The following is a 9,019-nucleotide window of genomic DNA, read 5'->3' as shown; positions in this document are numbered from 1 at the left end:
ATACAGTATCGTTAATGTTAGATACCAATTCAAACAAGTCCTGATGGCTATCTTTTAACTCCCTTATACCTTTACCGTAATATACATCTCCTTTCATATAGATAGTATGAAAGTTGTCATACTTATATATTTTGTCGGAAAAATATTACTTTTCAAATGCTCTCTCTAACAATATTTAAAAAATAAAATACATAGGTGATAGCATGAATAACGAGCTCATTAAGAATATGTGTTTAAGTTGCAATCATTCAAAACAGACACAGAACAACTATAACCTTTCACTTCGGAAGTACTGTGAATATTTCGACATGTCACTTGAGGAACTTCTGATGGAAGCTGAAGAAGATGAAAAGAACAATGTAAGATGGAAAAATTGCCGTTTAAGAGCTAAACTGATTGAATTCAGACACCACCTGTTACAGAATTATGCTGCAAGCACTGTGAAAAAAGACATCTGGAGCATCAAATTCTTTTACAAATTCTATGACATTGAAATACAATCATTGCCTAGAGTTACCCAACAGTCTTTGAGAAAACCCCAGCCAATCTACTATAAGGATTTGCCTGACAAAGAAGTGATAAGGGAAGCATTTAAAATATCTTCACCATTGATGAAAGCCATAATACTGTTTTCATGTTCAAGCGGTTGTGCCAGAGCAGAAGCATTGAGTTTAACCATACAGGATTACATAGATGCAGTATCAGAATATATACCTAGGCGCAGAATGGACATTTTTGAGGTAATTGATTTCTTGAACGAAAAGGATGATGTCGTGCCTACCTTCAATCTCCGAAGGAAAAAAACAAACAAATATTATATCACATATTGCAGTCCAGAAGCAGTAAATGCAATCAATGCATATATTTTAACACGCACAGATTCAGTTAAAAATGACAGCCCCCTATTCGATGTAAGCCCAACACATCTTGGAAGATCATTTCAAAAAATAAACGATACATTGAATCTTGGAAATGTTGGAAAATATGCTAGATTCAGAAGCCACATGCTGAGGAAATTCCATGCAAGCGCATTATACAACGACGGCATGAGCATAGACAAGGTCAACGATTTGCAGGGAAAGGCTAAAAACGTAACTGATTCCGTTTATTTCATGACCAATCCTGAAGAGTTGAAATATGAATACATCAGGCATTTGCCTGCCGTAACAATCAATATGGATGTTGAAAAGCTATCAATCAAGTCTCCTGAGTTCATGCAACTGGAAAATGATAAAAAGAAATTGGAAACTGAACTTGAGGTCCTTAAGCGAGAAGTGGCAGATATCCGATCGATGAAAAAGGATTTTGAACTCCTTAAAGCACAGATAGGAAAATAATCTTGTGATGGCATTTGACCCTGTTGGATGCCATTACCAAACATTCATAATACTCGATGTCGGCCCAAATATAACTAATGGCCTGCATTCGCCAATTAATTTAACTAACTGGAATTGACATTAACGGCAACGTTTTTGGATTTGGATTTTATTTTTGAACTGGGATATATATGCAAGGGTTCCAGAAAGTAGGTTCTGAATAGCTAATGGCTGACAGTACTGATAATATACTCTAAATAAACAAGGTGATAATGATGTTAACTGCTGAAGAACGATTTGAAAATCTTCATAAACAATTAAAGCATATTGACGATTATTTGGTTAAGCTACTAAATGAGAACAATTAATTGAAAGCACGCAATGAAGAACTTGAAAAAGAAAATAAAAAGCTGCATGACATTATATTGAACATGTCTCAAAAGAAATAATGATTAACATAAACTTATTTGTTTTAATTAAGTGACATTAACATTAACGGCCACGATATTGGAAATCAAATCTGATTTTAAACCTCGATATATATGCACGAGTTTCAGAATACAAGTTTTGAATAGCAAACATGACCGTTAATGTTATTTGATCCGGAACAATTAATTCTGAATCAATCATTTCGTATTAAAACCAGATCATATGTCCCCAAATATTTCCTCACCCTTTTCGGTTAATCTGTACAATTTTCCCCGTTTCACTTCAGGGTTGACGCATTCGACGAGGCCCAGCTCTTCCAACCGATTCAAGGGATTGGAAACATATGTCTGTTTGGTACTATTCCATTCCATGCCTTCCTGAAGAGACATTGCCTTAATATCTATCATATCCCAGTTTTCACGTCCGACTTCCAGATTCCAGTTATAGATTATGTTGCAGGTCCGCTGTGAAATAAATCCATTTTTTAAAACCTCCGTTATTTCATCTAGCGAATCCACCAGGAAGAAAATTGAATGGCTTGAATAAAATCCGTATCTTTGAACCCTTTCTTTTTGAGGGATGGAATGGAGGAATTTCAAAGCCTCATCATGTGTGCTTGTCCAAGTCAATCCGGAAACGTCTTTTTCATCTGTAAAATCAATTATATATTCGTAAATCCAATTCAGCAGGTTTTTATTGCTTTTGCGGATCATCTTTTTTATACCTCACTTTTTCATTAATAGTGATTAATTGTTTTATGTGACGGATTATTTAAGCTGAAAGTGAGAGCATTTGAAAAGTAATCGCTTCAACAAAATGGCCGTATTGGCATTTAAATTAATTGATATCATTGAACTACCAGCAGTTTACACTGTACTTAAATGATAATCTGATTATATTTGAATAAATACTTTTGACAATTGTTATGCTCTGAAAACAGTGCCCTGATATGTATTTTGATTATGACTTCGTTTCACTGGCAAGTGTTAGGCTTCATTCCAATTTGAATTTTATACAATCTGATTTTTTTGTCGAAATAGTCTGTTGAAATGTTTAGCAAAATTTGTGAAAACACAAGGCTTAAGGACACAATAAATTTCAAAAAAACTGAACAGATTAATATCGAATCGCAAAAAATAGAATGCAAATGTTTAAATAGAGATAATTACAAACAAAGTAATTGGCCCACACCATTATTACGAAGTCAGAGCAATTTTACATGCTCGTACAACTTTTTCTTGGTGAGGCCTAAACAGTGATCTATGGAGGTAAAATATCAAAAAAAGTAATGAGAAAAAACAGATTATAAAAAAAAGGATTATATTATGAATAACGAGCTAAATATTATTTTTTAATATAATCCTATGGGGTCAGTAAGAGAAAAATAAGAATAGTTAAACAGAGCCGCGAAACTTTGTTAAAAATTAATACTTTTCAAAACTTAACCCAATATCTAGTATATTTTAAGGAATATATAAATATTGCCACATTAACAATGGCAAACTTATTTTATTCTAAATATTCGTTAAGAGATGGAAAATTAATTTTACTCGAATGCTATTTTTATTTTTCAAAGACTTCTGGCCTCAATGTGTTTTAGACTGTTGATCATGCACTCCCATAATGGGAAAACAGGAGGCACCAAATAATGTGTGAAGTAATCAAACCCCGGCCCAATGAAGTAATAATTTTCAATAACTTCATGGCACTTGAAGAAGCAATTGCTGAAATTCAGGAAACTGAAAACATCCGCAATGAAAAGGAATTCTTCGATTCATACAGAATCAAGATAATGAAACTGGACTAAACACGAATAAAAAATATTTAAAACACAAGAGAGGTCAAAAAATATGTTTGAACAAGAAATTGATGGCGTACAATACGTTACAGTCCCCAAAGAGCTATGGGACAAAATGTGGGAAATGTTTGATAAAATTGATCAAATAGGTGAATAGACATGAGCAGCTATTCACCGTTTGAAAAACATGATGCAGACCAATACGCATTACCTAACCAGTTCGAAGACAACTACCATGGCATCCTCACCCACAATGGCGAGATCAAAGTTGCCAAAGGTGATGTGGAACAGGAAATCCTCTACATTGACGATGACGGTATCGTATTGGTGGATGGTGGCGAAAAAGCATACCAAACACTAATACACTCCAAGCTGTTAGGACTGATTCACTATGCAACTGAAGGTGATATTGGCTTAATCAAATTCATAAGAGGAGAAGCATTCATTGTCGGATTCAGGAAAAACAAACCGGAGGGCAAATATGGAACAAACACTTCTTGAGATGCAGGAAAATCTTACTGACGGATTATTCATTGAATTTGCATCCATTGATGAAGACTGTTATTATTCACTGACCAAATCCGATGAACTCAAATTCCTCGACGATAAAACAGTGCTCATACGCAGAAAAAGCGGAAGGCATACAATAATCAACCTGAATTGGATTATTGATATCAGCATCAAAAGGGGGTTATTTCAATGACCAAACCGGCAAGATTATATCCTAAAGAGGAACCGATGAACTTGAATCCCAAAGTAATCTTTATTGGGAGCATAATATTTGCTGTAATAATTGGCTGGATTGGTATAGCAACCAGCACCGGAGGAATCTAAAATGAATTCCTCCAATCAACATGAAGGTGATAAAATGGTAAAGGCAGAACTTATAGAAAACCCACAAGTTCCTGAAGAAACAGGATTAATAGCTGCAGACAACGTTCCGGATGTCGATGTAGCTATTGAACAGTGGGACGCTTATCAAAAACTATGTAAAGGATTATTAAACGAAACAGACTATCAAGAAATAATTGTTAAGGAAAAAGATGAAGACGGAAACTATGTTAAAGTGAAAAGACACTTCAAAAAGAAATCAGCATGGCAAAAGCTCTCAAGAGCATTCAACGTTGACACTACCATAGTTGACAGATCATTGGAAAGAACCAAAATGGGAAGAGTGCGTGAAGCCTACTACTGCGTAAGGGCAACACTGCCTAATGGCCGTAGCGTTGAATCAGACGCATTATGCTCCCGTTCTGAAAAAGGAAAAGACAAAGTCTCAGACCACACTATCATGTCCACTGCAAAAACACGTGCAACCAACAGAGCTATTGCAGAACTGATAGGAGCCGGAGAAGTCAGCGCTGAGGAAATGACAGCTGAAAAAGTGATAGCGCCAAACCAGTCAAAATTTCTAAAAGAGGACAATAGCTAATCCTCTTTAATATTTTTTAGGAGACAAATAAAATGAGTTTTGAAAATACTAAACAAACAATATTTACAGGTACAGAACTAGATTACGAAGAAATTGTAGAAATTCCGGAAGGATATGAAAAAGCAGAATTGAAAGATTTTGAAGATGGAACATTAATCACCGGCAGGCCTGAAATGGCTTCAGTTTCATCATTCACTTTCGATGATGATGGTGAGGAAAAAACAGTTAACAGATTCAAATTATACATCTTCCAGGATGCTGACCAGTTATATGTTGAAATCAATGTCAATCTTAAAAATGATGGAGACATTCACAAAAACGTCAGAAAAGGAAGTGTGTTATTTGATTTCTTAACCAGCATTCTTGAATTGGAAAATGCAGGTTCAGTTGGTAAATCCAATATTCTCAGAAATGTTGATCTTTCCGAATACCGTGAGTTCGTAAACAGATTATCTGAGATGACAATCCAAGTAAAGGAAAGATCTGGAACCTACACATTCTACAGTTTCATTGTGAGGGACGTTCAGGTATAAGGTAATTGAAATGAGTGAAGGAAGTTCAGCTATACAAATCAAAAAAGCTATTGGTAATGTTTATAAACCGGATTATGAGTTTACATACTTTAAAAACATTATCAGTGCTTTCTATTTGCAGGGTACAGACCCAGACGTGGTTGAAACGATTCTTAGAGAATTATACAACCACCTTCCTTCTCATGAGAAAACATTGGATGAAATCATTAAACTCTTCGAGGACATTTATCTTGGTGAGGAAAATCCAAATAGTGGGATAAAAGGCATTGAGAGATTCATATCAGATAATTATGACAAAAAGACCAGTATTTTGGTAGGGCGTGAATTGAATAGGGCAATCATACCATATGATACCAACAAGATTTACAAACTCCAAACTGGCTCCAACAAATATATCGTTATGGATTATAGGAAAAATGAAGTCACTACACAAACTATCGAATGGAAAAAAGGAAATGAAGTGGCCGATTATACAAGAGTATTGCTTTGCTATCCACTAAAGATTACAATACATGACAATCCGATAAGTGAAGCCGGAAGAACATTCAGCATTGAATGGAAGACAATAGAAGGAGGGCATTTCCACACTAAAGACATGAACATTGTTGAAATGGAACAATACTTAGTGGAACATGGTTATGTTCTCTCACGTTACCAATTAAAGGAAGTGCTTCCAGGCATAATTCAAATAGCTATTGAAAACGATTTGGCAATCATGAAAACAGATATAGAAACACCAGGTTTCTACTATAACAAAGAAACCAAAAGCCTGACAATAGTTGAATTTGAATTGAATGCCACTGACATTAACAAAATGAATATGGCATTGGATTTGATTGAAGATTTAAGAAATTACTTCATAGGTCAGGAAGGAAAACTGGCAACAACACTAAAGCATGCAATGATAGTTCCTTTCGGTTTTGCCAAAAAACAGATGGGATTACCATTAGAGAACCTGATTCCTTATATGTTTCATTTCGGAAAGGGAGGAAGTGGTAAGACAACACTTGCCCGTATTGGAACATATTTTTACGGTGAACCGGACAGCGAAACCGATATTGGAGGATCTGAATTTGATACCGTTCCAAGAATTGGTGCTCAAATATCCAAATCCACTTTTGGAAAGATCATCAATGAACCTGTTGGTGTGTTCAATTGCAAAAGCTGCACAGAAACATTGAAAACCTGTGTGGAAAGGACAAATGCAAGACGCAGATACGAAGGAAGGAACTTAGCTATTATCCTTGCATTATCTACTTTGTCTTTCACATCCAACAGTCCGTTGCCTAATGTCGAAGGGTTGACAAGAAGATTTGTTCAGCTAATGTATACTCACAGTGAGAAAAAAACAGATGATGAAAAAAAGGAATTCATGGCACATTTCCAAATGGACTCTCCTAAAGATTGCCTGTTTCATCATTTGAAGTATCTTGCAGACTTTGTAGTAAACGAAATAAATGAGGATATAGAACTGTTAAGATTACCTTGGCAGGAACTAAGCAATGAATTAATATTAAGAGCATACACTACCTGTGACCGTGAATGTCCAGAATGGCTATTGACATTTACTGAATCAGTAACACCTGAAGGATTGGATGAAGAAGAAATAGAATATTTAAGAATGTTTTTCATTGAAGAGATTAACAAACACAACAAAAGCATTAAAGTATATTCATCTGAAGACGGATATCCAATTAAATATCATGACTATTTCACAGATTCAGTTAAGGACTCAAACGACTTTTACGAACGTGTCTTTAACATTATCAATGAACGTCTGATACCTTATATGGTGCTGCATCATGGAAGGGATGGTCTTGACTATGTCTGCTTTACAAGCGGCCTTAGGAAAGCATTGGAAAATGCCAATGAAGTATGCTATAACATAAAGAGCATTGCTGAATTGCTGGGTTGGGAATATAAAACTGTCAGAATACCAGAATCCACAAAGGTTATGGTTGTTAGGTTTGATAAGTTTTTAAATTTCCTATATCCTAATTTAAGTGAAAAGGAGGCCAATCAATAATGTAACTTGTGATGTAACTTTTGCAAAAAAATGTAACCTGAGACCCCAAGTTACTTCAGTGAAAAAATTCCAAGGATTATCAGCTCTTTATTTTTAGATTAAAGCTATTTAAATTCATTTTATTTTTTCACATTTTGAAGTAACTTGACCCTCCAGGTGAGGGGGCCTATGGTAGTGAAAAGTAGTTGGGATTGTTAAGTTACATAGTTACAAAGTTACTATATTTTGATAAGTTACTAGGTTACTAAGTTACTTTAAAATAACGAGCTGATAAAAATGTTTAGATGTGATTGTTATCCGAATCATGAAATATGTAAAAACAAAAACACATGTGAATTCTGGATACCATTAAATCAAAAACTCAAACAATTAAATCAACAAATATCATATGAGTTGAAAATATTAGAAAGCCTAAATCAAAGAAAAAGAGACTACTTCAAAATACTATCTGAAATTCAACATGGAAGATATACTGAAATAGTAGCTATTGACGGAAGATTAAAAAGAGTACCAAAAAAGAATGCAAGAGATGAACCTATATTAAATCCTGAAGATGTGCAAGTCGGATTGAATTTTAATGTCATATCTAAAGAGATAACTGACACAGAAACAATAATTCATGAATTAAGAATTAGAGAAAACAATATATTAAAAATATTAAAGAAACGAGCTAATCAATACAAATAGTTATGTGGAATACCACTTATCCACATTAACTCTTTGTTGCTACGTTTCTATATTAAAGTTAATTTGACCATTTACGGCTTAAGTCACTGTCATTGAATACAGTTTTTTCTTGACATTCTTTTAACTCGCTTATGTTATCTCTAAAGAATTTTAAGCAGAAATCTTTTTTTGCATTGAAATTATCGCAGTTTAAATGAATGTTTTCCTGACAGTTATCGCAACCAATTTCAGTTCCTTGTTTGTTTTTACAGGATAATTCATCGTTATCATCAAGATAACGGAAGTCACAGTCTTTAAATATTACATCATTCATAAAATCCAAATCCTCCGTTTTTTTATTTTATCATTTTACAATCTGTTTCTAAAAGAATAAATAAATTATTATCCAAATTATAATTTATTTTTTCATGTCGAATACCACTTATCAACATCAACTCTTCGAGGTTGCTTTTCATTAGCTAGTTTTTCATAACCTCCAGTGAACGCCACAACACAGTCATCATGGATGGCTTCATTCGGATAAGCTGTTATTTTTTCCAGAAATTCCATGGCCCATTTTTTCGTAAACCCTGTTCTATCCTTCCCAACCAGGTATATTCCATTGAGTTGAATATCTGCTGAAACTCTTCTTGCACGATCAACTTTGTTCTCTCTTGAGTTGCCCGTACCTGTAGTGAATCCTCTTCTTGTTAACTCATCAATTATAAGCAATCCAAAGTTTTTACCAGTGCTCCCGTCGAGTTCAATATACTGCACATCTGACTTGTCACGTGCTGCAGTATTGACAATTTCATTGAT

The 9,019-nt window shown here is 34.5% G+C and carries 12 protein-coding genes; 9 read left to right on the top strand and 3 right to left on the bottom strand.

The features are described 5' to 3' along the window. Positions 1 to 203: 203 nt before the first annotated feature. Positions 204 to 1,337 carry a site-specific integrase gene (locus tag QZU81_RS09780; RefSeq protein WP_295591560.1) on the top strand — a complete coding sequence of 378 codons (1,134 nt, stop codon included), beginning with the start codon at positions 204 to 206 and terminating at the stop codon, positions 1,335 to 1,337. Between the two features lie 626 nt (positions 1,338 to 1,963). Here the strand turns inward: QZU81_RS09780 and QZU81_RS09775 are convergent. After that, positions 1,964 to 2,458 (bottom strand): hypothetical protein, encoded by a 495-nt coding sequence (locus tag QZU81_RS09775; RefSeq protein ID WP_295114586.1) that lies wholly within the window; start codon positions 2,456 to 2,458, stop codon positions 1,964 to 1,966. Positions 2,459 to 3,393: 935 nt separating this feature from the next. On the opposite strand from QZU81_RS09775, the gene QZU81_RS09770 reads away from it, so the two are divergent. The 8 genes from QZU81_RS09770 (at position 3,394) to QZU81_RS09735 (ending at position 8,221) form a co-directional block, all read left to right on the top strand. Next, positions 3,394 to 3,552, top strand: a complete 159-nt coding sequence (locus QZU81_RS09770) for a hypothetical protein (RefSeq protein WP_295114584.1) — start codon at positions 3,394 to 3,396, stop codon at positions 3,550 to 3,552. Positions 3,553 to 3,702: 150 nt separating this feature from the next. Beyond that, positions 3,703 to 4,044: a hypothetical protein gene (locus QZU81_RS09765; RefSeq protein WP_295114582.1), complete on the top strand. Its 342-nt coding sequence runs from the start codon at positions 3,703 to 3,705 to the stop codon at positions 4,042 to 4,044. Continuing rightward, positions 4,025 to 4,246, top strand: a complete 222-nt coding sequence (locus QZU81_RS09760) for a hypothetical protein (protein ID WP_295114580.1) — start codon at positions 4,025 to 4,027, stop codon at positions 4,244 to 4,246. Before QZU81_RS09765 ends, QZU81_RS09760 begins: the two co-directional genes overlap by 20 nt. After that, positions 4,243 to 4,377 (top strand): hypothetical protein, encoded by a 135-nt coding sequence (locus QZU81_RS09755; protein ID WP_295114578.1) that lies wholly within the window; start codon positions 4,243 to 4,245, stop codon positions 4,375 to 4,377. Before QZU81_RS09760 ends, QZU81_RS09755 begins: the two co-directional genes overlap by 4 nt. 34 nt (positions 4,378 to 4,411) lie before the next feature. Further along, on the top strand, positions 4,412 to 4,975 hold the full coding sequence (locus tag QZU81_RS09750) for a hypothetical protein (protein ID WP_295591559.1): 564 nt from the start codon (positions 4,412 to 4,414) through the stop codon (positions 4,973 to 4,975). 32 nt (positions 4,976 to 5,007) lie between these two features. Further along, positions 5,008 to 5,508: a hypothetical protein gene (locus tag QZU81_RS09745; RefSeq protein WP_295591558.1), complete on the top strand. Its 501-nt coding sequence runs from the start codon at positions 5,008 to 5,010 to the stop codon at positions 5,506 to 5,508. 10 nt (positions 5,509 to 5,518) lie between these two features. Next, a complete protein-coding gene (locus QZU81_RS09740; protein WP_295591557.1) occupies positions 5,519 to 7,534 on the top strand; it encodes a hypothetical protein in 2,016 nt (671 codons plus the stop codon). 276 nt (positions 7,535 to 7,810) lie between these two features. Beyond that, entirely contained in the window at positions 7,811 to 8,221 is a 411-nt protein-coding gene (locus QZU81_RS09735; protein ID WP_295591556.1) for a hypothetical protein, read from the top strand. A gap of 58 nt (positions 8,222 to 8,279) precedes the next feature. On the opposite strand, the gene QZU81_RS09730 is transcribed toward QZU81_RS09735, so the two are convergent. After that, positions 8,280 to 8,534 carry a hypothetical protein gene (locus QZU81_RS09730; protein ID WP_295591555.1) on the bottom strand — a complete coding sequence of 85 codons (255 nt, stop codon included), beginning with the start codon at positions 8,532 to 8,534 and terminating at the stop codon, positions 8,280 to 8,282. A 92-nt stretch (positions 8,535 to 8,626) separates the two neighbouring features. Continuing rightward, positions 8,627 to 9,019, bottom strand: a 393-nt coding sequence (locus QZU81_RS09725; RefSeq protein WP_295591554.1) for a hypothetical protein, incomplete at its 5' end; no start/stop codon positions are given.

Source organism: uncultured Methanobrevibacter sp. (genome assembly GCF_902770715.1).
Lineage (GTDB): Archaea > Methanobacteriota > Methanobacteria > Methanobacteriales > Methanobacteriaceae > Methanocatella.
The sequence above is the reverse complement of the archived record's forward strand: the minus strand, read 5'-3'. Positions and strand labels throughout refer to the sequence as shown.

Excerpts from the sequence above, each read along its gene's own strand:
- QZU81_RS09770 (WP_295114584.1), top strand. The coding sequence starts at position 3,394 with ATGTGTGAAGTAATCAAACCCCGGCCCAATGAAGTAATAATTTTCAAT.
- QZU81_RS09740 (WP_295591557.1), top strand. The coding sequence starts at position 5,519 with ATGAGTGAAGGAAGTTCAGCTATACAAATCAAAAAAGCTATTGGTAAT.
- QZU81_RS09775 (WP_295114586.1), bottom strand. The coding sequence starts at position 2,458 with ATGATCCGCAAAAGCAATAAAAACCTGCTGAATTGGATTTACGAATAT.
- QZU81_RS09765 (WP_295114582.1), top strand. The coding sequence starts at position 3,703 with ATGAGCAGCTATTCACCGTTTGAAAAACATGATGCAGACCAATACGCA.
- QZU81_RS09735 (WP_295591556.1), top strand. The coding sequence starts at position 7,811 with ATGTTTAGATGTGATTGTTATCCGAATCATGAAATATGTAAAAACAAA.
- QZU81_RS09750 (WP_295591559.1), top strand. The coding sequence starts at position 4,412 with ATGGTAAAGGCAGAACTTATAGAAAACCCACAAGTTCCTGAAGAAACA.
- QZU81_RS09755 (WP_295114578.1), top strand. The coding sequence starts at position 4,243 with ATGACCAAACCGGCAAGATTATATCCTAAAGAGGAACCGATGAACTTG.
- QZU81_RS09760 (WP_295114580.1), top strand. The coding sequence starts at position 4,025 with ATGGAACAAACACTTCTTGAGATGCAGGAAAATCTTACTGACGGATTA.
- QZU81_RS09780 (WP_295591560.1), top strand. The coding sequence starts at position 204 with ATGAATAACGAGCTCATTAAGAATATGTGTTTAAGTTGCAATCATTCA.
- QZU81_RS09730 (WP_295591555.1), bottom strand. The coding sequence starts at position 8,534 with ATGAATGATGTAATATTTAAAGACTGTGACTTCCGTTATCTTGATGAT.
- QZU81_RS09745 (WP_295591558.1), top strand. The coding sequence starts at position 5,008 with ATGAGTTTTGAAAATACTAAACAAACAATATTTACAGGTACAGAACTA.